A 26,710-nucleotide genomic window follows, 5' to 3' on the forward strand; every position below is an offset into this window, starting at 1 on the left:
TAATTTAAATACTGTTCGCGGGTTTTATTATCAAAAACCGTTTAGCTTGCGATCACGCGCCCACTCTGCGGGGGTATACGCCTTAATAGACAGAGCATGAATGCGGTTGTCCGCAATATACTCCATTAACGGTGCATAAACAGCTTGCTGCTGCTTAACTCTGCTCATATTTTCAAACATGGTGCCGACGGCAATAACCTGAAAGTGGCTGCCATCACCATTAACAATCACCTCATCCAGAGATAGCTTATCCATCAATACTTGCTTTATTTCGTTGGTTTCCATATATGACTCAATTTATAATTTTCGCTTACTGACATAAATAGACGTCTATCCTAAAGGATCCATCGCCATTCTTAAACCAAAGAAAACGCCTCCGGTGCACAAAAACACGCAGAGGCGCCCTTTTTTACATAAATTGACTTAACTTAACAGTAATGATTTAACCCCATAGAGTTCCATTAGTGTCGTTAAGTTATCACTCATACCAATGATATTGAGTGAACGTTTTTGAGTTGCAAATTCACCTTTGAGGCGCACTAACATGGCTAAACCCGTTGAATCAACATGCTCTAAGCCAGAAACATCAATTTGTTCAGTTTGAGCAACAAGTGACTCACGTTGTTCCCAAAACGCCAATAATGACTCTCTGCCTAGCGTGCCTGATAAACGCAAAGTTGATTGTGATACTTCCCACAACAGTGCTTGGCTCATTAAATTAATTCTCTTCCAGTGTGATTGGGGCTTTAGCATTTATTTCTAGCTGTTTTGTTAAGCCATCAATGCCCTGCTTCCGTAGAATATCACCCCACTCGTTTTGTTTAGTCGTGATCATGCTAACGCCTTCAGCGATCATGTCATAAGCCTGCCAGTGACCTGTTTTGCTATTTTTACGCCATTGGAAATCAAGGCGTACTGGTGGACGACCGTTAGGATCAAGAATAGTGACACGGATAGCAACGATGTTTTTATCACCAATCGGCTGCTCCGGTGCGATTTGATAAGTTTGACCATGATACATCGCAAGGGCTTGGCCATAAACTTGTTCAAGGTAGGCTTCAAAAGCGGTGAAGTAAGCATCACGCTGTGCAGGTGTCGCGCTCTTGTAATATGTACCTAAGACCAAAGCTCCTGCATATTTAATTTGCACATATGGCAGCAATTCTTCACGAACAATCGTTCTTAGATAATTAGGATCTTTACGAATTTGCGGCTGCTCATTCTTTAATCGGGTAAAGGTTTTCTCGGCAGCTTCATCCATTAGCTTATATGGATTGGTTTGATCTATCGCCATTGCAAATGGTGCAATCGCTAGCATTGCTATCATCATTAAGCGCTTAAACATAATTTCTTCCTTCTAAATTCGTGTTAATGTCGAATCAATGCGCAGCAGGCGCGTCAGGTGCTGTAGCCGACTCAGATGCAGCCCCTTGGCTATCGCCACTCTTGTACAGGAACTGCCCAATCAAATCTTCTAATACCATCGCAGGTTTAGTGTCCTCAATGCGGCCCCCATCTTTCAACGTTTCAATACCTAGCTCTTCACCTTCTGGACCAATATTCATCGCTATGTATTGCTCACCTAATAAACCAGATGTACGGATAGATAACGAACTTGAATCTGGAATATTGTCATATTCACTAAGCAAATCAATTTTCACATCGGGAACATAGTTGTCTTTATTCAAGGTAATACTCGCGATTCGTCCAATCACTACCCCGCCGACTTTCACCGGAGAACCTTCTTTCAAGCCACCAATATTTTCAAAAGAGGCAGATACTTGATAGGTAGATTGGCTACCAATCGATTTTAAATCAGCCACTTTTAGGCATAGGAAAATAATTGCTGCAATTGCCAGCAACATAAAACAACCAACCCATATTTCACTTTTTTTACTTTGCATGACTTAGTTCCCAAACATCAGTGCGGTAAGTACAAAATCTAGACCTAGAACCGATAAAGAAGCATGAACCACGGTTCGTGTTGTGGCTTGGCTAATCCCCTCCGATGTTGGGATCGCATCATAACCATTGAACAAAGCAATCCAAGTCACCGTAAATGCAAACACTAGGCTCTTGATAAAGCAGTTCACTATATCCATGCGCCAATCAATAGAAGATTGCATAGAAGACCAAAAGAAGCCCTCATCAATCCCTTTCCAATCAACGCCAACCAATGCACCGCCAAGGATCCCCACTGCCACAAATATTAGCGATAACAATGGCATGCTAATAAAACCAGCCCAGAAACGTGGGGCAATAACCCGTCGAAGTGGGTCAACTGCCATCATTTCAAGGCTAGAAATTTGTTCTGTTGCTTTCATCAAGCCTATTTCGGCCGTCAGTGCTGATCCCGCTCGCCCAGCGAACAATAATGCCGTCACTACAGGGCCTAATTCACGTAGCAGTGATAATGCCACCATCATGCCAAGACTCGCTTCGGCACTAAATGTGGTTAATACTAAATAGCCTTGTAGCCCCAGTACCATCCCAATAAATAGCCCTGATACTGCGACAATCAACAATGATTGTACGCCAACTGCATACAACTGTTTAATTAACAACGGCCATTGTTTGGAGAATTCAGGCTTACCAATGAGTGAACGCAGCAACATATAGCCCGCACGCCCAAAAGCTGCAAAAATTTCAATCCACCGACGTCCGAAGGCAGCGATTGCCTCTACTATCATGTTATTTTACCCTAATAAATCAGCCAGATAATCATTGGCGGGGAAACGGAATGGTACCGGCCCGTCAGCAATACCATCTAAAAACTGCCTAACACGGGGATCTTGGTTATCGCGTAATTCATCCCCTGTTCCTTTTGCTATTACGTGCTGTTGAGCCACAATATAGGCTTTATCAGCAATACTAAGCACTTCAGGGACATCGTGAGAGACCACCACACAAGTCACACCTAATGCCTGATTTAGCTCATCAATCAATTTAACTAAAACACCCATTGTGATGGGATCTTGCCCCACAAATGGCTCATCAAACATGATCAAATCAGGGTCAAGTGCTATCGCTCTCGCTAGTGCAGCGCGTCTTGCCATTCCACCAGATAATTCAGAAGGCATTAAGCGGGCAGCGCCACGTAACCCAACAGCTTCGAGTTTCATCATCACGGTCGTATGGATCAGTGATTCAGGCAATTTGGTATGTTCACGTAACGGAAACGCGACGTTATTGAACACATCCATATCAGTAAACAAAGCACCTGACTGAAACAACATGCTCATTTTTTTACGTGACTGATACAGTTTTGAGCGTGATAAGCTGGGGATATTATCACCATCAAACCAAATTTCCCCTTGGTTTGGGCGTAACTGTCCACCAATAAGACGCAACAAGGTGGTTTTACCAATCCCTGATGGCCCCATAATGGCGGTTATTTTACCGCGCGGTACAGAAAGGTTAATATTTTCAAATATTTTCCTATTGCCGCGGGTAAAACACATGTCACGTACTTCGATTAAGTTGTCTGTCTGTGCTTGCATTTGTTTGATAGCTCACCACATCATAAATATTATCTTTTTGAAGCGCTAAACACGCGATTTTACCTAAAGATAAAATGAAAATCGTCTAATATCGCACCTGATTTTATTAGTACCATTATAACGTGCTAAATGTGTCGTTGGTGTTCAAAATGTGTATTTATATGACTAATATATACATATAGCAGGGGAATCAATGACAGTTAACCATTATTTTTACACAATAGAAGCAGACAGCTCTTAGACTTTAAAAATTTGTTACCAGTTGAGAATACTCAATTTTCTTTTTTTGAGTTTAGTTTATGGTGCGGATCCCCTCCGCTTGATTAAGCTTTTATATTCTAAATAATTCATGGTGTAGGTAGGCAAGATGGGAAGCATAGATGAACTATGTGACTAGGCGGGCTGAATGCCGTCTCTGATAGCTTAACGAAAAGCCCTGCAACTTGAAGTGTGATGAGTATATTAATCCAACGGCCTTTATTCATTAAAGTACAATTAATTTTTGACTGATTCGACAAAGCACTTACTGATAATAAGTATTCGTTATACAATTCGCGCTCGCTAATCCGATTAACTGAAAAGCTACGCATGGAACAGAAAATGTCAAACATCGATTTTCAGCAAGTAGGTAAAGATGTCCTCCATATCGAAAGTGAAGGCCTAAAAAACTTAGAACAATATATCAACGATGATTTCACTCACGCATGTCAGCTGATATTTGACTGCCAAGGGAAAGTTGTTGTTATGGGTATGGGAAAATCGGGACATATTGGGCGAAAAATAGCCGCAACATTAGCAAGCACAGGAACCCCCTCTTTCTTTGTTCACCCAGGAGAAGCCAGTCATGGCGACTTAGGTATGATCACAAATAAAGATATCGTTCTCGCCATTTCCAATTCAGGTGAATCCGGTGAGATCCTCGCCCTATTGCCTGTATTAAAACGTATTAAAGTGCCGTTGATCTGCATGACAAGTAATCCAAATAGCAATATGGGTAAGTATGCAGACGCACATTTGTGTATAAAAGTCCCACAAGAAGCTTGCCCTCTAGGGCTTGCACCAACGACAAGCACAACCGCAACACTCGTGATGGGTGATGCATTAGCGATCGCTCTGTTGAAAGCCAGAGGCTTTACCGCTGAAGATTTTGCGCTTTCCCACCCAGGCGGCGCACTAGGGCGCAAACTTTTACTTTTAGTTCGTGATTTAATGAACGTTGGCGATGATATTCCGCATATTCCTCAAACAGCCACGTTACGCGAAGCTTTAATTGAGATTACTCGCAAAAAATTAGGTATGACCGTAATTTGTGATGACGATATGAATATTGCTGGTATTTTTACTGATGGTGATCTGCGTCGTATCTTTGATATGGGTATTGACCTAAATAATGCCAAAATCGCTGATGTCATGACCCGTGGTGGAATTAAAATCTCCCCCAATATTTTAGCGGTAGAAGCACTTAATTTAATGCAATCTAGGCATGTAACCTCACTGATGGTTGCCGAAGGTAATAAGCTAGTGGGCGTATTACATATGCATGATCTTCTCCAAGCTGGCGTTGTATAAAAAAAGGAATGATTATGGATCCTCAATTTCAGGACACCTGCTACGGTCTTGTGGCTCAGTCTGTTTTACAAAAAGCAGCCAAAATTAAATTATTAATTTGTGACGTTGACGGTGTTATGTCTGATGGCCTGATTTATATGGGAAATAACGGTGAAGAACTGAAAGCTTTTAATGTACGTGATGGCTATGGTATTCGCTGTTTATTAACCTCCGACATTGAGGTCGCGATTATTACAGGCAGAAAAGCGAAATTGCTTGAAGATCGTGCAGCAACACTAGGCATTACATATCTTTACCAAGGTCAAAGCGATAAGCTTTTGGCGTATCATCAACTGTTAGATACACTGCAGTTAGCGGAAGAAGAAGTCGCCTATATTGGTGATGACCTCATCGATTGGCCTGTAATGGCAAAAGTGGGACTTTCTGTTGCCGTTGCAGACGCGCATCCCCTCTTGTTACCCAAAGCGGATTACATTACGCATATTGGTGGTGGTAAAGGCGCGGTACGTGAGCTTTGCGACCTGATCCTTCTGGCACAAGGCAAACTTGATGAAGCTAAAGGCTTATCGATTTAAGGTTATTGATTAAAAGAATATATCCATGAGTAACGCTAAAAAGTGGTTAATCATCCTGTTATCATTGATTGTGCTTGGTTTGATTGGTTGGAACCTAGCAGGTAATGATACTGAAGCACCTGTAAATAACGTGCTCGACAACGCTCAGCCTAATTATCAAACCGATGATTCAGTGACATTCGTCTATAATCCAGTAGGCGATTTGGCCTACAAGCTGGTATCAGATAAAATTGATAATTATACAGCAGATAAAGTGACTTGGTTCACTAACCCTGTTTTAACAACCTATAACGAAGCTGGTGTACCAACTTGGACCGTACGTTCACTAAAAGCCAAATTGACGAATGATAGGATCCTTTATCTCTATAACGATGTTCAAGTGGATAGTTTAAGCCCCGATTCTCAACTTCAACGGATTTCAACGCAAAATGCAATGGTGAACTTGATAACTCAAGATGTTTCATCGGATGATAAGGTCACTATCATCGGGCAAGGTCTTAATTCGACGGGTTTAAAAATGCGCGGTAACCTACGTTCAAGAACCGCAGAGTTAATTGAAGATGTAAAAACTCATTACGTGCTGCAAAAAGAAGAGCAAAAAAATGAATCAAGTAAATAAAAAACGTTTTATTCAAGGAGCTGTTGCCAGCGCAATTCTTGCTCTTAGCGTGCCTGCTTTCGCATTAAAAACGGATACGCAGCAACCAATGACCATTAATTCGGTCAAGCAATCCCTTGATTTAGAAAAAAATGTCACCACATTTACAGATGATGTGGTGGTAAAACAAGGCTCAATAGATATTAGAGCTAACAAAGTCGTCGTCACTCGTCCAAGCAGTAACTCAGATAAAATTACGATTGAGGCTTTTGGTACGCCAGTGACCTTTTACCAGTTACAAGACGATGGAAAACCAATCAAAGGCCACGCGTTGAAAGCGCGCTATGAAGTTGATAAAGAGCTTTTAACACTAACGGGTGATGCCTATCTTGAGCAGTTAGATAGCAATATTAAAGGTGATAAGATCACCTATGTTGTCCCAACCCAGCAAATGGAAGCGTTTAGTGACAAAGGCAAACGTGTGACAACAGTATTATTGCCATCACAGCTACAAGAAAAAGGCCCAGCGGCAAACAACGGAAAGAGTAAATAATCGTTATGGCGACACTAACCGCAGAGAATCTGGCAAAAGCATATAAAAAGCGCAAGGTGGTTGAAGACGTCAGCCTTGAGGTGAAATCAGGTGAAATTGTCGGCCTACTGGGCCCTAATGGCGCCGGTAAAACCACCACCTTTTATATGGTGGTCGGAATAGTCCAGCGGGATGCAGGCAAAATTACGATCGATGGGGAAGATATTAGCCTTCTACCGTTACATGAACGTGCACGTCGTGGTATTGGCTACCTTCCACAAGAAGCCTCTATTTTCCGCCGTCTCAGCGTTTATGATAACCTAATGGCCGTGCTAGAAATTCGTCATGACTTAAACTCAGAACAACGTAAAGAACGTGCTGAAGAGTTGATGGAAGAGTTTAGCATTACCCATTTGCGTGATAGCCTTGGTCAGTCGTTGTCTGGTGGTGAGCGTCGCCGTGTTGAAATAGCTCGCGCGCTCGCCGCAAACCCCAAATTTATCTTACTTGATGAGCCGTTTGCTGGTGTTGACCCTATTTCAGTGTTGGATATCAAAAAAATTATCCAACACTTACGTGATTACGGTTTAGGTGTTTTGATCACAGATCATAACGTGCGTGAAACATTAGATGTCTGTGAAAGAGCGTATATTGTCAGCCAAGGTCACTTAATTGCTCACGGTACGCCTGAAATGATCCTCGAAAACGAGCAAGTAAAACGAGTGTATTTGGGGGAAGGCTTCCGTCTATAATTTATCGTGTTAGGTGGAGAAAACATCATTCATGAAGCAAAGTTTGCAGCTCAGAATCAGTCAGCAACTGGCAATGACGCCTCAGTTGCAGCAAGCGATCCGTTTGTTGCAACTATCTACGCTTGAGCTACAACAAGAGATACAACTTGCACTAGAAACTAACCCACTTCTAGAACAAGAAGAAACGGCTTCGGAACTGGAATCTCTCGATAACCTCGAAACGAGTTCCGATAGCAGTGAAATCGACACTAAAGATGCACTCGAAAAAAATGATATGCCAGATGAGCTGCCTCTTGACGCTGATTGGGATGAAATTTATACCGCTGGCACGCCATCAGGCACAAGTAACGACTATAGCTTTGACGAGCTACCCGTTTACCAAGGGGAAACCACACAGACCCTGCAAGACTATTTAGTTTGGCAATCAGAATTAACCCCTTTTACCGAAACAGATCGTGCCATTGCTACAGCAATCATTGATTCGATTGATGATTCAGGCTATTTAACAACCTCGATTAGCGATATACATGAGGGGATTAACAATTCGGAGATCACCCTTGAAGAAGTGATAGCGGTACTAAAACGTATCCAACACTTTGATCCTCTCGGTGTCGCTGCACAAGATCTGAAAGAGTGTTTGCTTATTCAATTATCTCTTTATCCAAAAGAAACTGAAGGTTTAGCTGAAGCACGAACAATTATTAGCCAACACATCGATTTATTGGCCAATCGTGATTTCCGCCAACTCAGTAAGCTGACCCGATTAAAAGAAGATGCCCTAAAAATAGCCATAGATTTAATATTGACTCTCAACCCAAAACCGGGGCAATCCATCAATACCGGAGAGTCTGAATATGTCATTCCAGATGTTCTGGTGAAAAAAATCAACGGACACTGGCAAGTTGAATTAAATACAGATAGCATTCCTAAATTAGGTATAAATAATCACTATGCTTCTTTGATAAAAGATTCAGTAAGTGAAAGTGATTCGCAGTATATTCGTAGTCATTTACAAGATGCTAAATGGTTGATTAAAAGCTTAGAAAGCCGCAATGAAACCTTGTTAAAGGTAGCATGTTGCATTGTTGAGCAACAACAAGAATTCTTTGAATATGGTGATGAATACATGAAACCCATGATACTGGCTGATATCGCCTATCAAGTGGATATGCATGAATCTACCATATCAAGAGTGACAACCCAAAAGTTTCTCCATAGCCCTAGGGGAATTTTTGAGTTGAAATATTTTTTCTCTAGTCACGTGAGTACCGATACAGGAGGAGAAGCCTCCTCAACTGCAATACGTGCATTAGTGAAAAAACTGGTTGCTGCTGAGAACCCAGCAAAACCATTGAGTGACAGTAAATTGACAAGCATGCTAGCCGAACAGGGCATTCAGGTTGCACGTCGAACTGTCGCTAAGTACCGTGAATCGTTATCTATTCCGCCCTCAAACCAACGTAAAAAATTGGTTTAATTGAATAAAATAAGGAAGATTGTATGGAATTTCAGATTACTGGACACAATATCGAAGTCACACCTGCATTACGTGAAACTGTTGAGAAAAAGATCAGAAAATTGGAACAATTATTTGATCGAATCAACGGCATTCAAGTGGTGTTGAAAGTTGAAAAAGTTCAGCAAATTGCTGAAGCAACGGTGCAGGTTAATGGTGCAGAACTCCATGCGTCAGCGGAAGAAAATGATATGTACGCTGCAATCGACCAACTGGTAGACAAACTGTCACGCCAGTTAACCAAACACAAAGAAAAACTGAGACAACATTAATACATTTATACTCTAAATAATTCAAGAAGCAGGTAGGCGACAAGTGAAGATAGACGGAGAGCATAGATGAACTATGTGACTCGGCTAGCGTAGCGTAGTCCCTTATACCTCAACGAAGAGCCTTGCAACTTGAAGTATGACGAGTATATGGGGCAATCACCGTGTATCGTGATAAGCCACAAATAAATGGTCAAACCAGCTAGTGGTATACTGCTAGCTGGTTTTGTAGTCCTAAGCGAACAATAAAATGAATAGTGATATAGAAATCCAATTAAGCGCCGTATTATCTCCTGCTTGTACACGTAATAATCTTGTTTGCACCAGTAAAAAAAGGGCATTAGAGATTATCAGTGAACTGGCTGCCGCCGAGTTGGGATTACCGGAAAACACGGTATTTGAAGCATTACTCACCAGAGAAAAAGTTGGAACTACTGGCATTGGCGGGGGGATCGCAATTCCTCACGGCAAACTCGCAGAAGGAGAGCACACTCAAGCGGTAGGTGTTTTTTTACATCTAGAAGAGCCTATTGCCTTTGATGCAATAGATAATCAGCCTGTAGATCTCCTATTTGCTTTGTTAGTACCCGCAGATCAATGTAAAACGCACTTACACACACTGTCTTTAATTGCTAAAAAATTAGCGGACAAATCATTCTGTAAGCGCTTAAGATCTGCACAAAGCGATGCTGAGCTGTATAGTATAATTACCGAGTAAGTTATATACTCGTCAAGCTTCAAGTTGCAGCGTTGTTGACTACGTTCACTCGCACCAGTCACATAGTTACTACGCTTCTGGCGACTCGTTCACTTGTCGCCTAGCTGCACCTCGAATCATTTAGAGTATAATTGAGATACTTTATCATCACTGGGTTACATGTGTATGAATTTTTGATATTTTACTCATATATACTCAGTGATGTATAAATAAGTAACCAAAAGATCGATTCACTATCGGAGATCATAAGATCACCGACAAGAAATAAAAGGGAGTTAGCTCATGGTGCTGATGATTGTCAGCGGCCGTTCCGGTTCGGGGAAATCCGTTGCCTTACGTGCGCTGGAAGATATGGGTTTCTATTGTGTAGATAACCTGCCGGTTGTGCTGCTTCCAGAACTGGCCAATTCACTCGCAGATCGTAATATTTCAGCAGCAGTGAGCATTGATGTGCGTAATATGCCTGATAACCCAGAGATCTTTGAGGAAGCGCTTGATCGGTTACCCTCTAGCTTTTCACCTCAGTTACTGTTTCTGGACGCAGATCGCAATACATTGATCCGCCGTTACAGCGATACTCGCAGATTGCACCCTCTTTCAAGTAAAAACCTGTCACTTGAAAGTGCCATTGATGAAGAAAATGAGCTGCTAGAGCCACTACGTTCACGTGCCGATCTCGTGATAGACACATCTGAAATGTCAGTGCATGAATTAGCAGAAATGCTCAGAACACGTTTAATGGGCAAACGCGAGCGTGAACTGACCATGGTGTTCGAATCATTTGGCTTTAAACATGGTATTCCTATTGATGCGGACTATGTCTTTGATGTGCGTTTTTTACCGAACCCACATTGGGATCCGAAATTGCGCCCAATGACCGGTCTTGATCGCCCTGTAGCGGCATTCCTCGATAGGCATACAGAGGTTCATAACTTTATTTATCAAACACGCAGTTACCTAGAGTTATGGCTGCCGATGCTCGAAACCAATAACCGTAGCTACCTCACTGTTGCGATTGGTTGTACGGGGGGGAAACACCGCTCCGTCTATGTTGCTGAACAACTCGCTGATTATTTCCGCTCAAGGGGCAAAAACGTGCAGTCCCGCCACAGAACATTAGAAAAGCGTAAGTAATGGCACTAACAGCCACTATTACCCTAAAAAACCGGCTGGGTATGCATGCCCGGCCGGCAATGTTACTTTATGAATTAGTTAAAAAATTTAACTCTAAGGTAATTTTGCGTAATAATAATAACATTGAGGCCGAGGCGGATAGCGTTATTGCCATGTTAATGCTAGACTCGGAACAAGGTAGTACGATTGATATTGAGGTTAGCGGCCCTGATGAACATCAGGCTTTATCCGCGATTATTAACCTATTTGAAAGTGGGTTTGATGAAAGTTAGTATTATCAACTAATGAGTAGTGAACTAAATATCAATTGTTTTACAAAAAACGGCTCACAGATCGTGATCCCGATCTCTTCCCTTTGAAGCATGAAGAGCCTAATATTTCATACAAACGAATTTACACTCTGAATAATTCAAAGTGCAATTAAGCGCCCCAAATAAGGTGTCGTTAAGCGACCAGTGATGAGTTGCTCAAAAAGCACATCAGTATGTGATTGGTGTGAATGAGCACAGTCAACAACGCCGCAGCTTGTGCAACTTGAATTATGACGAGTAAATATATATTAGCAGCACCCCCTACCTAACATGGGTGGGGGGTGTTTGCTTTGTACGTTTCTATTGGAGTGTGGTATGACAAAGCCAACAATTATCATTAATGATTTAGATGCAGAGCGCCTAGATGCTCTGTTAGAACAACCTGCTTATGCAGATACCCCTGTTGCAGAAGCGCTGAATGATGAACTTGATCGTGCGGACATTGTGTCCCCTCAAGAAATTCCTGCTGATGTAGTGACAATGAACAGTACTGTTCGCTTCCTTGATCTGATCAGCAATGAAGAGCACACGCGTACGCTAGTTTATCCAGCATCATTGAAAGACAGTGCTGAACAGCTTTCAGTCATGGCGCCAATCGGTGCCGCGTTACTGGGTCTACATGTGAATGATGAGATCAGCTGGGCATTGCCTAACGGTGTTGAAACGCGTGTAAGAGTGTTGGAGATTATTTACCAACCAGAGGCAGCAGGCGAGTTTCACCGTTAATATCGGTAAACATCGGTTGTGAATAAGCTGATTTGAAATAGCTGATTTTAAATAAACAAGGAAAATCAACTCATTGGTTTTCAACGCAAAGTGGGAAAAAACACACTTTATCCCACTTCGTCAGCAACAAAAGGCACTCAGTTGAGTGCCTTTTGTATTTTTAGTGCTCAGTCGCTTACTCGCCTGCAATACTCATTTCAGGCAATAGCACCGAACCACACTGAATATTGCTACGAGTTTCGATATCATCGGCAATTGTCACAATGTTTGCCCACATATCCTTCAGGTTACCCGCAATGGTAATTTCACTCACAGGGTATTGGATCACGCCATTCTCTACCCAAAAACCTGAAGCTCCGCGTGAATAATCACCGGTAATACCACTCACTCCTTGCCCCATTAGCTCAGTCACTATGAGACCTGTTCCCATTTGTTTTAGCAATGCATCAAATGATAAACCTTGGCCTTCAATGCGCCAATTATGGATACCACCTGCGTGACCCGTACTTTGTAGCCCGAGCTTTCTCGCTGAATAAGAGGTCATCAGCCACGTTTGTAATACCCCATTTTCGATAATATTACGTTCTGTGGTACGCACACCTTCACTATCAAATGGAGAAGAGGCTAATCCACCAATTAAGTGAGGCTGCTCATTAATCGTTAGCCAATCAGGTAAAATTTGTTTACCTAAGCTATCTAATAAGAAAGACGATTTACGATAGATACTGCTACCGCTAATTGCCCCCACTAAGTGTCCAAAAAGCCCTGTCGCTACTTCTGCGGCAAAAATGACAGGTGCTTTCATGGTAGGCAGTTTTCTCGGCGATAAACGCGATAAGGTGCGACGAGCGCATTCTTGGCCGACCCACTCAGGGGATTTCAACGCATCGAGGCTACGGCCGATGGTATATGCATAATCACGCTCCATCTCGCCGTTTTCTTCAGCAATCACGCAGCTTGACATCGAGTAACGGCTTGAACAATAGCTCTGTAACATGCCATGTGAGTTACCGAACACGCGCACGCCATAGTGGCCGTTAAAGCTTCCACCTTCGGTATTCACAATCCGTGGATCCACGTTAAGCGCTGCCATTTCAGCTTGTGAGGCATATTTAATCGCTTGTTCAGGTGTCAGACTGCTGGCTTGAAAAAGTTGTAGATCAGGTGCTTCAAAAGCGAGAAGAGATTTTTCTGCTGGGCCCGCGCAAGGATCTTCTGATGTATAGCGAGCAATATCTACCGCAGCCTGTACAGTACGTTCAATTGCTTCTGGACTTAAATCAGTGGATGATGCACTACCTTTACGTTGATTATGGTAGACAGTGATCCCGAGAGCGCCATCACTGTTAAATTCAACATTTTCAACCTCACCTTGGCGGGTGCTTACACTGATCCCAGTGCTTTTATTCACGGCAACTTCAGCGGCATCACAACGATTTTTGGCAAATGAGAGCGCTTGTGCAACAGCCTCTTCCAAATTTTTGCGTTGTTCGTTGACTTGTTCGGTTAAATTCATGTACTCAATCCAAATTAAATAAGGTAAAAGCGGCTTTTTTCACACCAACACACAATGTCGGGTAGTCATTAGGGCTTTTTCCCAGTTACAATAGTATATATTCAATGTTAACACCCACAACGTAGCAGGTCATGTAAATTACTGTGCTACGTACTGTAAAAAGGAAATCGATATGGCCAAACAGCCTGAAGACTGGCTGGATGATGTCCCAGCGCCGCAAGAAGAAGACGATGATGAGATCATTTGGGTCAGTAAAAGTGAAATTAAACGCGACGCAGAAGTGCTTAAAAAACTGGGCGCTGAGCTCGTTGAATTGAGTAAAAGTGAGCTGGAACGTATTCCTCTTGATAGTCAGCTACTTGAATCAATTGAACTGGCACAAAAAATTAAACGTGAAGGTCGCCGTCGCCAGTTACAGTATATTGGTAAGTTATTACGTGCCCGCGATGTAGAACCCATTACTGAAGCATTAGATAAGCTAAAAAATCGCCATAACCAACAAGTGGTTATTTTACATAAGCTAGAAGATCTACGTATTAGATTGGTCGAAAATGGTGACGATGTGATTGAAGAAGTCGTCGCTCTGTTCCCACATACTGATAGGCAACAATTGCGAGTATTAGTGCGTAACGCTAAAAAAGAGCGAGAAGCCAATAAACCACCAAAAGCCTTCCGTCAGATCTTCCAATATCTGAAAGAGTTATCTGAATCAGCTTAATTAACACTCCCCTATGCCATCGCGGTTTAGGGGGCTTTCGATGGCTATCTTTTCCGCCTCTACTTTTCCAATATCCCGTCGAATGTTTACTAAAGTTTGGATAAAATACTAAATATTGAATGAATATTCTTTTTATATGTAGTCGTAATCAGTGGCGTAGCCCAACCGCTGAGCAAGTCTGGCGCAACCATGCTGATTGGTCAGTCCGTTCTGCTGGCACCAGCCGCAATGCAAAACGTAGAGTAACCGCAGATCTTATTCGTTGGGCTGATGTGATTTTCGTTATGGAGCATAAACATAAAAGCCGGCTCTCGGCCGACTTTTTTCGATTATTAGAACACAAACCAGTACATGTACTGGATATTCCAGATGAATATCGCTATATGGATCCTGAACTGATTGATATTTTTAAGGCAGCGATCCCTGCGTTCATGACCTGAAAATATCAATGCCGCGTGCTCACCTAAAAGCTGAGCACTCAGCTTGGGCTGTCATCTGCGTTTTCACAGACAAACAGCAGATCATCGCCCCATAAATCATGGCCATCATGCATAATCGCAATAATATCTTCAAATTGGACTTTTTGTTCATCGGTAATATGGGTAAATACAATGGCGACAGGTAATTCAATACCTGCCGACACCATATCCCATAACGCATCAAGATTTTTACCAAACCAAACTGGCAATGAAAATTGCAGCTCAAATTGGCGATAAAAATCATCAATACTGTCTATTTGCTGAAAATTAAAGATGGCGACACGACTACTCATTCAAGTACCTTAATTGATCTTTTCGAAGCTTTTATAGTGATCTGCGGTGACATAAATCATGCCATCTGAAGAGTATAGCAAACGATCGGCTCCTCGGTGACCGCAATTGTAGTTCAGATCAGCTTCATACCACTGACGATTAGGTGCTGTAGGTAATTGTTTTTCACGGTTAGAGAATCGGTCACCACCAATCGCTTTACCGGGGAGTGCTTCGCAGAGATTGCCCTGCTTAGGATTCCAGCCTGCATCACGAGCCGCTTTTTTGGTGATATAAAAACTCGGTAACTGTTGGTGCTTTTGGAGATAACTCACTACATTGGCTTGTTTAGTTAACTCGTCAATCTTTTGAGCATTTTGAACTGCTATTGTTTGCTCTGTTGTTGTAACAGGCTTGTCTGCCTGCTTTGCCCCTTGCTGCTCTCCAGTATTAAAATACAGGCTCAGAACAATCAAAATGGCCATCAACACCAGAGAAATCACACGTTTATTCATCATCGAGCTCCTTCCTTGGTTTTGGTTTATATCCGAATATTCATCATACTTCGAGATGCAGTGTCTACCTGCATCTCAAATTATTTAGAGGATAGGTTATGCCGTGCCGCCAACCGTCATCTTATCCAGTTTTAGTGTAGGCTGTCCAACACCAACGGGTACACTTTGTCCTTCTTTTCCACACACACCAACCCCTTTATCGAGGGTCAGATCATTACCTACCATTGAGATCTGCTGCATAGCTTCAACACCTGAACCAATCAAGGTAGCGCCTTTTACTGGTGAAGTGATTTTACCGTTTTCAATCAGATAAGCTTCAGAGGTTGAGAAAACAAACTTGCCAGAAGTAATATCGACTTGCCCGCCACCAAAGTTTGGCGCATAGATACCTTTATCGACACTCGCAATAATATCTTCCGGTGTAGAATCCCCCGCTAACATATAAGTATTAGTCATGCGTGGCATAGGCAGGTGTGCATAAGATTCACGACGTGCATTACCTGTTGGAGCCCGTCCCATCAAACGAGCATTTAGCTTATCCTGTATATAATTTTTCAAGATCCCATTTTCAATCAATACATTGTATTGACCCGGTACCCCTTCATCGTCGATAGCTAAAGAGCCACGACGGCCAGCAATAGTGCCATCATCCACAACAGTACACAGTGGTGAAGCCACCAGCTCACCCATTTGTCCGGAAAAAACAGAGGTGCCACGACGATTGAAATCACCTTCTAAACCATGACCCACTGCTTCATGCAGCAATACACCCGGCCAGCCAGCACCCAATACAACAGGCATCATTCCTGCTGGTGCGGCAATCGCAGACAAATTAACCAATGCCATACGAACAGCTTCTTTAGCATACTGCTCCGCGAGCACTTGACCTTGATGAACTTCAAGGAAATATTCATAGCCATAACGACCGCCGCCGCCACTTGCACCGCGTTCACGTTTACCATCATGTTCAACCAATACACTGACTGACATACGAACTAATGGGCGAATATCCGCAGCTAATGTTCCATCCGTCGCAGCTACTAGCACTTGCTCATATACCCCAGTTAAACTGGCATTGACTTCAATGACACGAGGATCTTCAGCTCTGGCAATTTGATCAACACGATGCAGTAATGCAATTTTGTCTTCTCGCGATAGACTATGCAGTGGATCCGCTTCTGAATAGAGCTTCTTATAGCCAACTTCAGTCAAAATTTGTGACTGACCATTACCTTGCTCACCAACAATACTACGTGCCGCAGTCGCACTTTGCTGTAATGCAATCAATGAAATCTGATCGGCATAGGCAAAACCGGTTTTTTCACCGTGTACGGCTCTGACCCCAACACCTTGGTCGATATTATAAGAGCCATCTTTGATGATGCGATCTTCCAACACCCATGCTTCATGGTAGCTAGATTGGAAATAAAGATCGGCATAATCCAGCTTGCGCTCAGATAACAGGCCGAGTGTATCGTACAGTTTTTGATGGTCAAGACCATTGGCAGCCAGCAAATGGTCGCTGACAGAAGCTAAACTCATATTGGTTACTCTTTGTTGTCGTTTATTTTTTAATCAGTGAAGTCAGTTGTGGTCTAAAGCGGTTATGTTTCACCACACGGATCTGCTCACGCATTCCATTCAGACTTTCTGTTTGAATATTTAAAACCGTTGCTGCAACAGCATCAACGTTCTTTTTCATTACTTTACCCCAGCCATCCACCGCGAGGCTGTGCCCCCATGTACGACGCGTCCCATGGACACCGACCTGAGCAGGTGCTAATACAAAGCATTGGTTTTCAATCGCTCTGGCACGTAATAATGGTTCCCAGTGAGCCTGTCCTGTGTAGCGGGTAAATGCGGCCGGTACAGAGATAATTTCTGCGCCTTGCTCACGCAATGCTTGGAATAGGCCTGGGAAGCGTAAATCGTAGCAAATGGTCATGCCTAAGCGACCTACAGGCGTATCCACGACAGTAATATGTTCGCCGCGCTGATAAATAACGGATTCATTGTATGTGCCTTGCTCATCTTCAATATTCACATCAAACATATGAATTTTGTCATAACGCGCCTGAATATTTCCTTTGGAATCAATTAAAATACTGCTACTTGTGATCCGCTCTGGATCTTCACGGCTAATGAGTGGCATAGAACCAATTAAAATCCAAACATTGTAGCGTTTTGCCATATTGGCAATCGCTTCTTGGAGCGGCCCCTGCCCTTCCTGTTCGGCTTGTTTACGGTAAGTTGCTGCATCGGCAAACAACAATGCATTTTCTGGTGTTAATACTAGCTCAACAGTATCTGGCAACTGTTTAATCTGCTGCTCAATCTGTGCCAAATTATGTTTAGTATTTTTACCACTGCATAACTGCAAAAGTGCAACATTGCCATTTTTCATTACTCTTGAGTCTCCTTTAGCTGACGCAATACTTCATCAATTTTTGGTTCATCCAAACTTCCTGACACACGATAGCGTATGACAGAAATTTTACTCCATAATGGACCTAATACTTTTGATGCAGCAAATACTGCCGCACCTGCAATTGGATTGACCGCAAACGCGGTTGCCACACCAACTGTAGCAGATATTTCTGGGGTAACGATGGCTTCACCATTGATTTGACGTTTCACTAAGTCAATTTGCCCATTTAATGCAATATCTGCAACTAAGCCATCAATATAGAGATCTTTAGTTGATAGGATACCATTTTGGATCACCGCATTACCTTTAATTGAATCAAAGTCAAAGTCATTACTAAAGGTATCACGAAAATCAAATTGTAGCTTACGTAACAACGCGTCAAAACTGACTAAGCGCAATAACTGCCCTGCTCGCCCACCGCCCATTTTAGCGATAGCCCCTTTGCCAAGTTTAGCCGACAATTTACCATCCAATGTGGCCATATCTAACGACCATGGCACATCTTGCCAATTTAGCTCAAAATCGAGGGTATAAGGTGAATCGATAATAGGGACTAACACACCGTAATAGGCGGCTGTTTCATCGAATTGCTCACCACTCAAGGAACCTGCTACCTGCGTACGGTTCTGCGAGCCACTTTGCCAAACCGCAGCCAATTTTAACTGCGTTGCGCTGTTAATTAACGTTCCATCAGTCAGTTGTAAAATATTTCCCTGTGGTTTCAAATGCGCTTTGACTTCACCTAATTTTTGCCCTGCGGCCCAACAATCTCGGCAACGTATTTCCATTTCAGGCCAGTGACTAAAATTAAATGCACCACCATCATTATCACTGTTAGTTTCTTGCCCTGGGAATGCGCTTGGGTTGTAATACAGATAATCGATATTCAGCACCCAAGGCTGCTGAGAGTAAATTTGTAACTCCGCCTTTAAATTCTCGCTGGACACTTTTATTAACTGATCTACCGCTGACAAACTAAAGGACAGATCAACATCTTTCCAAGCTTGCCCACCTAAAGACAGGGATGGTGTCTTCACCGTTACGGTTTCAGGTAAACCAATATTGATTGGCTGAGTAGTCTGATCCGATGAAAACACAGTATCGATAAATCGCAGCCAACCACTATTCGTGACAGCAGGTAAATCAGCTAATAACGTTGATGAGTTCGGAAGCTTTGGTACATTCCCTTTCCATTGAGCCAAAGTACCTTTATTTAAGTGTAGTTTGGGTGAACTGAGATCCCACTCAGTATTGAAACCAATACGCTGCCCGATATCGCCACCAATGGTTAAGTGGGTTGTTGAGCCTTGAGCCGTCGCAGTGATTGTTGCTAATTCTTTCAGCAAATGACCATCCAAAGCTGGCAACAAACTATTCAGTTTGTCTAAACCTGCGGTAAATTCGACTGTCAGAGCCATTGGCTCAGCGGCTGAATTAGGAAGTTTGATTTCAACATGACTTTTCCAGTCACTGGTTCCGGAAAGTTTTTGCTTGATTGAATTAGGTAATTGAGCGATTTTTGCCACATCCCAATTGCCAGCTAAATCGACATTCACTTGGTAGTTTTTCGGAGTGTCCGCCGTTGAAAAATTGATATCAACAGGCTGACCAAACCAATGACCTTGCAATTTATCGCTGCTCAAATCACCGTTATTAAACTGAAAACTACCACTAAGCGCAGTTAATTTGCTATCAATTGATTTAATAAATAAATCATTTTTATTCAAGTGAACATGGCCTTTTGCCACAACATCTTGACCTTGAGACAACGGAATGGCCAATGACAGATCACCTGTTATTCCACCGCCTATTTGCAGTTCATCTAGCGTGTCGCCAATAGAATGCTTCATGGGTGTCGAGGTGAAATAATGCTGAATTTGAGCCCCTGTGCCTGCAATATCGGCGTTAATAAATAACATTTCATGCAGATAATTAGGAATGTCTGCCGTTAAGTTTGTCGCGGTAGCATCACCTAACTTAACGCTGTCTGCGCGCATGGCTAAACCATTACGTTGAAAATCTAAATCGATGTCTAAGTTAAGCAACGCAGGCCAGCCTTCATCATACTCAAACGTGGCTTTTCTAAGAGGAACAAAGACTTGGAATTGTCCATCATTTCGATAAAACGGAAAATTTTGAGGATTGCCTTTGAAGGTTAAGGTCGCATCATTTACCTGCCCTGCGATAACCGCTTTCGACAAATAATCAGCCAGATCTTGTCCCATCAATTGCTGTGGAAAATAGCGCCATGCATCACCTGCATCACTGACACGGATCCCGGCTAAAATACTCAGATCGTCTTCATCAGTTTGCTTCGACTTTAAAAAACTAAATTGACCATTTGCCCATAATGAAGTTGCTTGGACATCCAGCCCATCACTCCACAACTTGAATTGTTTGTCATCATTGAGCCAATGTATTTGCCCTGCGGCTTGGCTAATCTGAAAAGGCGCTTTAAATTCAGGTTGATAATCGACTTCGCTATTTTCTAAACTTGCCTCAAGTACCCCACGCTGCATGTTTCCAACCAATACTCCTGTAAAATGATCGACCGAAGGCAGTTGTTTCCATTTTTTCCAACTGACATCCTCCCAATCCATATCTATTTGGGTATGGTCGAGCTGATCAGGGGTAATATCTAACGAAAAAGCGGACAGCAATCCTTTTGGTTGGCGATGTTGCCAGTCTTGCACCGTTTCAGGGGTCACAAATGAAAATGTCGGTAAGACCTCGCTTAATCGTTCTAATTCAATATCCTGAGCACGTATCCGCCAATGATCTTTTTGGTGATACTTAGCCGATGAGGGGAGATACAGCACTGAAACACTGCCATTTGGCCAAATATACTCATTGGTCTTAAGGGTGTTCAACTCAGGAATGTTAAATAGCCAACCTTCTCCTTGCCGTCTCATGCGGATCAACAAATCGTTGACTTGTAGGTTTTGCGCTAATGGTGCTTGCCCCCAATTGGCTTCACCTTGGCGCAATTGCAGCAATCCACTATCGATACGATTATTTTTAATCGTAACCCATGATGACAAACTAAAGTTAGCGTCGCGCAGCCCAGTATTCTCACGCAACCAACGACTTAGCCATGGCTGCATATCAATATTATCGGCTTGTAAATAAACCGTACCATCACTCAAAATTCCATTTTTGTCTTGAACATCGATTTTAACCTGTAAATAACCGTGCTGTTTGTTAATCGTTTCTAAGCTAACAAAACCTTGGGCACGATGACGCTCTTGCTCATTCAACCATGTGAGTTCAGGCAAGAGTAGAGTCGTTTTTTGCTCTGATGGAGTCAGAAAAGTAAAGCGGCTATTTTTTAAGGTGAAGTGATTAAATTGCTTTAAAAACAGACCTTCTATACTATCGCTATCGATAGGTTGATCGTTGCCTTCAAAGCTGAGCGGGATCTTATAATCAACATCCAGCTGATAGAATGTAATATCGCGAAAACGCCACTTTAGTGAAAGTAACGAGCGCCATATGTCCAGCTCAATCGCAATTTGGCTCGCTTTGGCATCTGCATCAGCGTAGTTAACCACGACATTGTTGAGGGTCAATACAGGCCCAAATGACTGCCAAGCCCCTGTAATTTCGCCAATTTGTAAGGAGATATCACTGTTTTCTTCAATATAAGCAATGATGTCTGGCCTATAATGATTAATGTTCGGTAAGAAAAAACGTAACCCTGTTAGCAGCAATGCACAAAGCAGCAGCACGATAGCCGTCGTCATCCATACTACTCGTGGCAGTCGCTTCACCCGTTTCTCCTTCACCTAAAAACTACATCATGACGACATCAAATTGTTCCTGACTGTATAGCGGTTCAGTCTGAACTTTAACTTGTTTTCCAACAAAAATTTCCACTTCTGCTAGGGCATGAGATTCATCACCAGTGAGAATATCGACCACCGATTGTGATGCATACACCAAGAAACGATCGGCATCAATACTGCGATGAACTCGCACAATTTCACGTAAAATCTCATAGCACACGGTTTCAACAGATTTCACTGTACCGCGCCCTTGGCAGGTCGGACACACATCGCAAAGTACGTGTTCAAGGCTTTCACGCGTGCGTTTGCGCGTCATTTCAACCAAACCTAATTGTGAAAAGCCATTAATGGTCGTTTTCACTTTATCTTTACTGAGTGCTTGCTCTAAAGAGGCTAAAACACGGCGGCGATGTTCAATATCACTCATATCGATAAAATCAATAATAATGATCCCGCCTAAATTTCTTAACCGTAACTGACGGGCTATCGCTTGAGTCGCTTCGATATTGGTATTGAATATCGTTTCTTCAAGATTACGATGACCAACAAAGGCCCCTGTATTAATATCAATGGTTGTCATGGCCTCAGTTTGGTCAATAATTAAATAACCACCTGATTTCAATTCAACTTTTCGATCCATTGCTCGCTGAATTTCGTTTTCAACATCGAATAGATCGAAGATCGGCTGATTACCTTGATACAATTCAAGCTTAGCCGTCATTTCTGGCACATATTCTTCGATAAATTCTTGTAACTGTTTATAGGTTAGTCGAGAATCCACACGAATTCTATCTAATGACGCCCCTGCAAAATCACGAATGATCCGATAAGCTAATGCTAACTCGCCATAAATCTTAGTTCGCGTGACATTGCGCTTTTTCCGCTCAATCACTTTAGCCCATAAACGTTTTAAAAAAGCCGCGTCTTGCCTAACTTCATCATCTCCTACCCCTTCTGCGGCAGTGCGAATAATAAAGCCACCATTTTCATCACAATATTGGGCAACACACTCTTTTAAGCGCTCACGTTCAGTTTCACTTTCAATACGCTGAGAAACCCCGACATGAGAAGCGCCTGGCATAAATACGAGATAACGCGAAGGTAATGTAATATCTGTGGTTAAACGCGCACCTTTGGTCCCTAGCGGGTCTTTTACCACTTGGACGATTAAGTCTTGCCCTTGTTTAACCAGCTCAGCAATATCCCTCACATGGAAGTTTTTCTGCTCATCACCCGCAATACATTCAGTATGCGGCATGATATCAGATGCATGCAAAAAGGCGGCTTTATCGAGGCCAATATCAACAAAGGCCGCTTGCATACCGGGTAATACGCGGCTCACACGACCTTTGTAGATATTCCCTACAATTCCCCTTTTGGCTTCACGCTCTACATGGATCTCTTGTAAGATCCCACCATCAATATAAGCAACGCGCGTTTCCGATGGTGTAATATTTACTAATAACTCCGCGGTCATGACATCTCCTTACCATCACCTAACGCTAAAAATCTTTGTATTAATTCATCTGTTTCGACTAACGGTAGACCAACAACAGCGTGATAACTGCCATTAATGCGCCTCACGTAACAACCGCCTTTTCCTTGAATACCGTATGCCCCTGCCTTATCCATAGGCTCACCTGATTTTATATAATCATGTATTTCGTCTAATGATAACTCGCGGAATGTCACATCTGTCACAATCAAGGTGTTTAATGTTCGCTTTTGATCAGAGATTGCTACAGAAGTCATAACTTGATGAGTCTTACCTGATAATGCTAACAGCATTTCTTGTGCATGTTGCTCATTGCGTGGTTTTTCTAAGATTTGGTTATTTAGAACAACGATAGTGTCGGCACCAACCACGGGATGATCTTCTGGTGCAATTTGAACACCCGCTTGCGATTTGTCGCGCGCTAAACGCTGTACATAAGCTTCGGGTGTTTCACCTGCTTGCCATTGCTCCTCAACTTCAGGACGTAAAATTGCAAATTCATGTCCTAATAGTTGTACAAGCTCTCTTCTTCTCGGAGAGCCTGAAGCCAAATAGATATAACTCATAAACGATGTTCCAGAGGTAATTGAATTGCTGCTAAAAACTTAACATACTGAAAACTTACGGCGAATTTTCCGTAACAGTAAAAATAGCCATGGCCACAGAATACCATTCACGAGGCTATTCCAGAATACTTGAGGATGAAATAATACCTGAGATGATACAAATTCGGCCCAAAACACGGTCATATCAAGAATGACAGTCAGCAAAACAATCATTAAAGCTTGCTGCCAAAGTGCCATATTGCGCAATAACTGGTGTTTATAAGAGACTAGGTAGCAAATGATACTGTATGAAAGTGCGTGTACACCTAAAGCAGAGCCTTGAATAGAGTCAACAATAATGCCAAGGATAAAACTGGTACCAACACTGACTCGATGCGGCAGCGCCATCACCCAGTAAATCAAAATCAGCAGTAACCAAGAAGGCCGGTAAAAAGCAAATTGTTCCGGCCACGGGATAAGCTGTAAAACCAATGCGATGAAAAAAGAAATCCAGATAATACTGCGGCCATTGCCACGATACTCATCCATTTAGCGTCCTCTCTTAACCATAGCCACTATACCTTCCCTATGGTTGCACTGCTGGAGACATTGATGGTGGTAGCGGCGGCCCCTGAATTTCACTTGGATTTGGTAAAACTTGAGGGAGCACTTTCATTAAGCGCTCGTTTGCTGCACGGTAAACCTCTGAAGGCTGTAACGGCGTCATGGCTTCATTTTCATTTCCCCATAACAGCAATAAATAGCGTAAGCGCTGTAGCTCTGCACTCGGCCTTGCGCTGATTATGGTATAAGCTCGCTGTGTATCATGTTTAACACTTGAAACCACAGCCACAGGATAACCTTCAGGGAAACGACCACCAAGGCCAGAAGTCACGAGAACGTCACCGACACGGATATCGGTATTTTCAGGTAAGGGCTCAAGTTGTAGATCATCTGCACATCCTGAACCCGCAGCAATGACTCGGATATCGTTCCGTAATACTTGGACTGGTAGTGCATGAGTGGTATCACAAATCAGTAGAACACGACTATTGAATTGACTCACCCCAACAACTTGCCCTACGACCCCCTTATCACTGATAACAGGCTGCCCTTCATAAACATTGGCATTTTCACCTTTATCAATAACCACTTGGTCGCGATAAGGTGTATTCGCACCAGAGATCACTTGTGTGACCATCATATGTTCGTCTTGACGTAGTGGAGAACCAAGTAGCTCACGCAAACGGGCATTTTCTTGTTTTAATTGCTCCAATAAAAGGCTATCCGCCTTTTTTAATAGCAGTTCCTGACGCAGCGCTTTATTTTCAAACTGAAGTTGTCCACGTGAGGAAAAGCTTTCAGAGATGTTATCAAGAAATTGACGTGGGCCATTAGCCAAAAAGTAAAATGGGCTAACCGCCGTATCTAAATAGTTACGGATTTTGTTGAAAGGCTCAAAGCGATGGTCAATCACCACCAGCGCTATTGCAACAATAACAGCAATAAAAATTCGCAGCTGGAGAGATGGGCCTCGCCTAAAAATCGGCTTCATGTATGGCTGAGTTTCACTAAGTTCAGAGGATCAAAAATAGGCAAAAGCAGCGGCTGAGGCAATAACCTCAGCCCGCTTACGACATTATTTAGTCATCACTAAATAGATCGCCGCCATGCATGTCGATCATTTCTAATGCCTTGCCACCACCACGGGCAACACAGGTCAAAGGATCTTCTGCAACAATTACAGGTATACCTGTCTCTTCCATCAGTAAACGGTCGAGGTTACGCAGCAATGCACCACCGCCAGTAAGTACCATACCTCGTTCTGAAATATCAGATGCCAATTCAGGAGGACATTGCTCTAATGCCAACATTACCGCACTGACGATACCGGTTAATGGCTCTTGCAATGCTTCTAAAATTTCATTTGAATTCATTTTAAAGCCACGAGGAACACCTTCAGCAAGGTTACGACCGCGAACTTCAATTTCATACACTTCATCAGTTGGATAAGCAGAACCTATACCATGCTTAATACGCTCAGCGGTTGCTTCACCGATCAAAGAACCGTAATTGCGACGCACATAGTTAATGATGGCTTCATCAAAACGGTCACCACCGATGCGTACTGAAGAAGAATACACGACACCGTTTAAAGAAATGACAGCGACTTCAGTCGTACCGCCACCGATATCAACCACCATTGAACCCGTCGCTTCAGAAACAGGTAAACCAGCGCCAATCGCTGCGGCCATTGGTTCTTCAATTAAAAAGACTTCGCGTGCACCTGCACTCAGTGCAGATTCACGGATTGCTTTACGTTCAACTTGTGTTGCACCAACTGGCACACAAACTAGCACACGAGGGCTTGGACGAAGAAAGCTGTTGCTATGCACCTGTTTGATAAAATGCTGTAGCATTTTTTCCGTGAGGAAAAAATCTGCAATAACCCCATCTTTCATTGGTCTTATTGCTGAAATATTACCCGGTGTACGCCCCAGCATTTGCTTAGCTTCACCACCCACCGCAGCAACGCTTTTTGGTGTACCAGAACGATCTTGGCGAATAGCGACAACAGAAGGTTCATTTAATTTTACGCCTTGTCCTTTGACATAAATGAGGGTATTGGCCGTACCCAAGTCAATTGACAGGTCATTAGAAAACATGCCACGAAATTTTTTAAACATAACGAAAGGGTTATCCTGCAAGCTGGGGACGAATAAAAACCCGTCTACTCTACCAACCACTTGAAGCTGTCT

Annotated in this window: 30 protein-coding genes; 13 read left to right on the forward strand and 17 right to left on the reverse strand. The window is 42.8% G+C overall.

Annotation, left to right across the window (positions count from 1 at the left end):
• Positions 1 to 30 precede the first annotated feature (30 nt).
• From ibaG to mlaF, 6 genes are all read right to left on the reverse strand, one after another.
• Positions 31 to 285 (reverse strand): BolA family iron metabolism protein IbaG, encoded by a 255-nt coding sequence (gene ibaG / locus M1E96_RS16940; RefSeq protein WP_070928937.1) that lies wholly within the window; start codon positions 283 to 285, stop codon positions 31 to 33.
• 138 nt (positions 286 to 423) lie between these two features.
• A complete protein-coding gene (gene mlaB / locus M1E96_RS16945) occupies positions 424 to 714 on the reverse strand; it encodes a lipid asymmetry maintenance protein MlaB (RefSeq protein ID WP_070928938.1) in 291 nt (96 codons plus the stop codon).
• Positions 715 to 718: 4 nt separating this feature from the next.
• Entirely contained in the window at positions 719 to 1,345 is a 627-nt protein-coding gene (mlaC, locus tag M1E96_RS16950) for a phospholipid-binding protein MlaC (RefSeq protein ID WP_070928939.1), read from the reverse strand.
• A gap of 34 nt (positions 1,346 to 1,379) precedes the next feature.
• Complete coding sequence (gene mlaD, locus M1E96_RS16955) at positions 1,380 to 1,904, reverse strand: outer membrane lipid asymmetry maintenance protein MlaD (RefSeq protein WP_140180929.1); 525 nt, start codon at positions 1,902 to 1,904, stop codon at positions 1,380 to 1,382.
• A 3-nt stretch (positions 1,905 to 1,907) separates the two neighbouring features.
• Complete coding sequence (mlaE, locus tag M1E96_RS16960) at positions 1,908 to 2,690, reverse strand: lipid asymmetry maintenance ABC transporter permease subunit MlaE (RefSeq protein WP_140180931.1); 783 nt, start codon at positions 2,688 to 2,690, stop codon at positions 1,908 to 1,910.
• A 6-nt stretch (positions 2,691 to 2,696) separates the two neighbouring features.
• Positions 2,697 to 3,500 carry a phospholipid ABC transporter ATP-binding protein MlaF gene (mlaF, locus tag M1E96_RS16965; RefSeq protein WP_070928941.1) on the reverse strand — a complete coding sequence of 268 codons (804 nt, stop codon included), beginning with the start codon at positions 3,498 to 3,500 and terminating at the stop codon, positions 2,697 to 2,699.
• Between the two features lie 600 nt (positions 3,501 to 4,100).
• Between mlaF and kdsD the strand changes: the two genes are divergently transcribed.
• The 11 genes from kdsD to rnk all read left to right on the forward strand — a co-directional run bounded on the left by kdsD (position 4,101) and on the right by rnk (position 12,200).
• A complete protein-coding gene (gene kdsD / locus M1E96_RS16970) occupies positions 4,101 to 5,069 on the forward strand; it encodes an arabinose-5-phosphate isomerase KdsD (protein WP_070928942.1) in 969 nt (322 codons plus the stop codon).
• 14 nt (positions 5,070 to 5,083) lie between these two features.
• Positions 5,084 to 5,644, forward strand: coding sequence for a 3-deoxy-manno-octulosonate-8-phosphatase KdsC (kdsC, locus tag M1E96_RS16975; RefSeq protein WP_070928943.1), 561 nt, complete (start codon positions 5,084 to 5,086; stop codon positions 5,642 to 5,644).
• 25 nt (positions 5,645 to 5,669) lie between these two features.
• Positions 5,670 to 6,263, forward strand: a complete 594-nt coding sequence (gene lptC, locus M1E96_RS16980) for an LPS export ABC transporter periplasmic protein LptC (RefSeq protein WP_319067434.1) — start codon at positions 5,670 to 5,672, stop codon at positions 6,261 to 6,263.
• Positions 6,247 to 6,795, forward strand: a complete 549-nt coding sequence (lptA, locus tag M1E96_RS16985) for a lipopolysaccharide ABC transporter substrate-binding protein LptA (RefSeq protein ID WP_070928945.1) — start codon at positions 6,247 to 6,249, stop codon at positions 6,793 to 6,795. The genes lptC and lptA overlap by 17 nt, the downstream gene beginning before the upstream one ends.
• Positions 6,796 to 6,800: 5 nt before the next feature.
• A complete protein-coding gene (lptB, locus tag M1E96_RS16990) occupies positions 6,801 to 7,526 on the forward strand; it encodes an LPS export ABC transporter ATP-binding protein (RefSeq protein WP_070928946.1) in 726 nt (241 codons plus the stop codon).
• Between the two features lie 31 nt (positions 7,527 to 7,557).
• A complete protein-coding gene (gene rpoN / locus M1E96_RS16995) occupies positions 7,558 to 9,003 on the forward strand; it encodes an RNA polymerase factor sigma-54 (protein ID WP_140180933.1) in 1,446 nt (481 codons plus the stop codon).
• Between the two features lie 23 nt (positions 9,004 to 9,026).
• Positions 9,027 to 9,314, forward strand: coding sequence for a ribosome hibernation promoting factor (gene hpf, locus M1E96_RS17000; protein ID WP_070928948.1), 288 nt, complete (start codon positions 9,027 to 9,029; stop codon positions 9,312 to 9,314).
• Positions 9,315 to 9,561: 247 nt separating this feature from the next.
• Positions 9,562 to 10,029 carry a PTS IIA-like nitrogen regulatory protein PtsN gene (ptsN, locus tag M1E96_RS17005; protein ID WP_070928949.1) on the forward strand — a complete coding sequence of 156 codons (468 nt, stop codon included), beginning with the start codon at positions 9,562 to 9,564 and terminating at the stop codon, positions 10,027 to 10,029.
• 282 nt (positions 10,030 to 10,311) lie between these two features.
• A complete protein-coding gene (gene rapZ, locus M1E96_RS17010; RefSeq protein ID WP_008912624.1) occupies positions 10,312 to 11,163 on the forward strand; it encodes an RNase adapter RapZ in 852 nt (283 codons plus the stop codon).
• The gene (npr, locus tag M1E96_RS17015) at positions 11,163 to 11,435 is read left to right on the forward strand and encodes a PTS phosphocarrier protein NPr (RefSeq protein ID WP_070928950.1); all 273 of its coding nucleotides are present in this window, start codon (positions 11,163 to 11,165) and stop codon (positions 11,433 to 11,435) included. Before rapZ ends, npr begins: the two co-directional genes overlap by 1 nt.
• 354 nt (positions 11,436 to 11,789) lie before the next feature.
• A complete protein-coding gene (rnk, locus tag M1E96_RS17020) occupies positions 11,790 to 12,200 on the forward strand; it encodes a nucleoside diphosphate kinase regulator (protein WP_140180937.1) in 411 nt (136 codons plus the stop codon).
• Between the two features lie 175 nt (positions 12,201 to 12,375).
• Here rnk and pmbA read toward each other — a convergent pair whose 3' ends face one another.
• A complete protein-coding gene (gene pmbA / locus M1E96_RS17025) occupies positions 12,376 to 13,716 on the reverse strand; it encodes a metalloprotease PmbA (protein ID WP_070928952.1) in 1,341 nt (446 codons plus the stop codon).
• Positions 13,717 to 13,888: 172 nt separating this feature from the next.
• On the opposite strand from pmbA, the gene yjgA reads away from it, so the two are divergent.
• The gene (gene yjgA / locus M1E96_RS17030; RefSeq protein ID WP_140186508.1) at positions 13,889 to 14,434 is read left to right on the forward strand and encodes a ribosome biogenesis factor YjgA; all 546 of its coding nucleotides are present in this window, start codon (positions 13,889 to 13,891) and stop codon (positions 14,432 to 14,434) included.
• Between the two features lie 119 nt (positions 14,435 to 14,553).
• Positions 14,554 to 14,874, forward strand: coding sequence for a low molecular weight protein tyrosine phosphatase family protein (locus M1E96_RS17035; protein ID WP_337979568.1), 321 nt, complete (start codon positions 14,554 to 14,556; stop codon positions 14,872 to 14,874).
• Positions 14,875 to 14,912: 38 nt separating this feature from the next.
• Here M1E96_RS17035 and M1E96_RS17040 read toward each other — a convergent pair whose 3' ends face one another.
• From M1E96_RS17040 to M1E96_RS17085, 10 genes are all read right to left on the reverse strand, one after another.
• Complete coding sequence (locus M1E96_RS17040; RefSeq protein ID WP_070928954.1) at positions 14,913 to 15,206, reverse strand: barstar family protein; 294 nt, start codon at positions 15,204 to 15,206, stop codon at positions 14,913 to 14,915.
• 9 nt (positions 15,207 to 15,215) lie between these two features.
• Positions 15,216 to 15,698, reverse strand: coding sequence for a ribonuclease domain-containing protein (locus M1E96_RS17045; protein WP_140180993.1), 483 nt, complete (start codon positions 15,696 to 15,698; stop codon positions 15,216 to 15,218).
• A gap of 96 nt (positions 15,699 to 15,794) precedes the next feature.
• The gene (gene tldD / locus M1E96_RS17050) at positions 15,795 to 17,240 is read right to left on the reverse strand and encodes a metalloprotease TldD (RefSeq protein WP_272580718.1); all 1,446 of its coding nucleotides are present in this window, start codon (positions 17,238 to 17,240) and stop codon (positions 15,795 to 15,797) included.
• A gap of 22 nt (positions 17,241 to 17,262) precedes the next feature.
• On the reverse strand, positions 17,263 to 18,102 hold the full coding sequence (nit1, locus tag M1E96_RS17055) for a deaminated glutathione amidase (protein ID WP_070928957.1): 840 nt from the start codon (positions 18,100 to 18,102) through the stop codon (positions 17,263 to 17,265).
• Complete coding sequence (gene yhdP, locus M1E96_RS17060; RefSeq protein ID WP_369427220.1) at positions 18,102 to 21,896, reverse strand: AsmA2 domain-containing protein YhdP; 3,795 nt, start codon at positions 21,894 to 21,896, stop codon at positions 18,102 to 18,104. The genes nit1 and yhdP overlap by 1 nt, the downstream gene beginning before the upstream one ends.
• 22 nt (positions 21,897 to 21,918) lie before the next feature.
• Positions 21,919 to 23,388: a ribonuclease G gene (gene rng, locus M1E96_RS17065; protein WP_070928959.1), complete on the reverse strand. Its 1,470-nt coding sequence runs from the start codon at positions 23,386 to 23,388 to the stop codon at positions 21,919 to 21,921.
• Complete coding sequence (locus tag M1E96_RS17070) at positions 23,385 to 23,972, reverse strand: nucleoside triphosphate pyrophosphatase (protein WP_070928960.1); 588 nt, start codon at positions 23,970 to 23,972, stop codon at positions 23,385 to 23,387. Before M1E96_RS17070 ends, rng begins: the two co-directional genes overlap by 4 nt.
• A gap of 39 nt (positions 23,973 to 24,011) precedes the next feature.
• The gene (mreD, locus tag M1E96_RS17075) at positions 24,012 to 24,500 is read right to left on the reverse strand and encodes a rod shape-determining protein MreD (RefSeq protein WP_070928961.1); all 489 of its coding nucleotides are present in this window, start codon (positions 24,498 to 24,500) and stop codon (positions 24,012 to 24,014) included.
• Between the two features lie 37 nt (positions 24,501 to 24,537).
• On the reverse strand, positions 24,538 to 25,506 hold the full coding sequence (mreC, locus tag M1E96_RS17080) for a rod shape-determining protein MreC (protein WP_070928962.1): 969 nt from the start codon (positions 25,504 to 25,506) through the stop codon (positions 24,538 to 24,540).
• An 88-nt stretch (positions 25,507 to 25,594) separates the two neighbouring features.
• Positions 25,595 to 26,638: a rod shape-determining protein gene (locus tag M1E96_RS17085; RefSeq protein WP_014657562.1), complete on the reverse strand. Its 1,044-nt coding sequence runs from the start codon at positions 26,636 to 26,638 to the stop codon at positions 25,595 to 25,597.
• Positions 26,639 to 26,710: the final 72 nt, after the last annotated feature.

It is taken from the genome of Providencia sp. PROV236, assembly GCF_033676985.1.
GTDB lineage: Bacteria > Pseudomonadota > Gammaproteobacteria > Enterobacterales > Enterobacteriaceae > Providencia > Providencia manganoxydans.

What these genes read in the sequence shown, in the direction of transcription:
- M1E96_RS17035 (WP_337979568.1), top strand. Translation starts at nt 14,554, where the DNA reads ATGAATATTCTTTTTATATGTAGTCGTAATCAGTGGCGTAGCCCAACC.
- kdsD (WP_070928942.1), top strand. Translation starts at nt 4,101, where the DNA reads ATGTCAAACATCGATTTTCAGCAAGTAGGTAAAGATGTCCTCCATATC.
- lptC (WP_319067434.1), top strand. Translation starts at nt 5,670, where the DNA reads ATGAGTAACGCTAAAAAGTGGTTAATCATCCTGTTATCATTGATTGTG.
- hpf (WP_070928948.1), top strand. Translation starts at nt 9,027, where the DNA reads ATGGAATTTCAGATTACTGGACACAATATCGAAGTCACACCTGCATTA.
- M1E96_RS17040 (WP_070928954.1), bottom strand. Translation starts at nt 15,206, where the DNA reads ATGAGTAGTCGTGTCGCCATCTTTAATTTTCAGCAAATAGACAGTATT.
- mlaD (WP_140180929.1), bottom strand. Translation starts at nt 1,904, where the DNA reads ATGCAAAGTAAAAAAAGTGAAATATGGGTTGGTTGTTTTATGTTGCTG.
- yjgA (WP_140186508.1), top strand. Translation starts at nt 13,889, where the DNA reads ATGGCCAAACAGCCTGAAGACTGGCTGGATGATGTCCCAGCGCCGCAA.
- pmbA (WP_070928952.1), bottom strand. Translation starts at nt 13,716, where the DNA reads ATGAATTTAACCGAACAAGTCAACGAACAACGCAAAAATTTGGAAGAG.
- nit1 (WP_070928957.1), bottom strand. Translation starts at nt 18,102, where the DNA reads ATGAAAAATGGCAATGTTGCACTTTTGCAGTTATGCAGTGGTAAAAAT.
- kdsC (WP_070928943.1), top strand. Translation starts at nt 5,084, where the DNA reads ATGGATCCTCAATTTCAGGACACCTGCTACGGTCTTGTGGCTCAGTCT.
- M1E96_RS17070 (WP_070928960.1), bottom strand. Translation starts at nt 23,972, where the DNA reads ATGAGTTATATCTATTTGGCTTCAGGCTCTCCGAGAAGAAGAGAGCTT.
- npr (WP_070928950.1), top strand. Translation starts at nt 11,163, where the DNA reads ATGGCACTAACAGCCACTATTACCCTAAAAAACCGGCTGGGTATGCAT.
- mlaB (WP_070928938.1), bottom strand. Translation starts at nt 714, where the DNA reads ATGAGCCAAGCACTGTTGTGGGAAGTATCACAATCAACTTTGCGTTTA.
- ibaG (WP_070928937.1), bottom strand. Translation starts at nt 285, where the DNA reads ATGGAAACCAACGAAATAAAGCAAGTATTGATGGATAAGCTATCTCTG.
- M1E96_RS17045 (WP_140180993.1), bottom strand. Translation starts at nt 15,698, where the DNA reads ATGAATAAACGTGTGATTTCTCTGGTGTTGATGGCCATTTTGATTGTT.
- mreC (WP_070928962.1), bottom strand. Translation starts at nt 25,506, where the DNA reads ATGAAGCCGATTTTTAGGCGAGGCCCATCTCTCCAGCTGCGAATTTTT.
- mlaE (WP_140180931.1), bottom strand. Translation starts at nt 2,690, where the DNA reads ATGATAGTAGAGGCAATCGCTGCCTTCGGACGTCGGTGGATTGAAATT.
- rpoN (WP_140180933.1), top strand. Translation starts at nt 7,558, where the DNA reads ATGAAGCAAAGTTTGCAGCTCAGAATCAGTCAGCAACTGGCAATGACG.
- lptA (WP_070928945.1), top strand. Translation starts at nt 6,247, where the DNA reads ATGAATCAAGTAAATAAAAAACGTTTTATTCAAGGAGCTGTTGCCAGC.
- rng (WP_070928959.1), bottom strand. Translation starts at nt 23,388, where the DNA reads ATGACCGCGGAGTTATTAGTAAATATTACACCATCGGAAACGCGCGTT.
- rnk (WP_140180937.1), top strand. Translation starts at nt 11,790, where the DNA reads ATGACAAAGCCAACAATTATCATTAATGATTTAGATGCAGAGCGCCTA.
- mreD (WP_070928961.1), bottom strand. Translation starts at nt 24,500, where the DNA reads ATGGATGAGTATCGTGGCAATGGCCGCAGTATTATCTGGATTTCTTTT.
- mlaF (WP_070928941.1), bottom strand. Translation starts at nt 3,500, where the DNA reads ATGCAAGCACAGACAGACAACTTAATCGAAGTACGTGACATGTGTTTT.
- lptB (WP_070928946.1), top strand. Translation starts at nt 6,801, where the DNA reads ATGGCGACACTAACCGCAGAGAATCTGGCAAAAGCATATAAAAAGCGC.
- ptsN (WP_070928949.1), top strand. Translation starts at nt 9,562, where the DNA reads ATGAATAGTGATATAGAAATCCAATTAAGCGCCGTATTATCTCCTGCT.
- M1E96_RS17085 (WP_014657562.1), bottom strand. Translation starts at nt 26,638, where the DNA reads ATGTTTAAAAAATTTCGTGGCATGTTTTCTAATGACCTGTCAATTGAC.
- rapZ (WP_008912624.1), top strand. Translation starts at nt 10,312, where the DNA reads ATGGTGCTGATGATTGTCAGCGGCCGTTCCGGTTCGGGGAAATCCGTT.
- tldD (WP_272580718.1), bottom strand. Translation starts at nt 17,240, where the DNA reads ATGAGTTTAGCTTCTGTCAGCGACCATTTGCTGGCTGCCAATGGTCTT.
- mlaC (WP_070928939.1), bottom strand. Translation starts at nt 1,345, where the DNA reads ATGTTTAAGCGCTTAATGATGATAGCAATGCTAGCGATTGCACCATTT.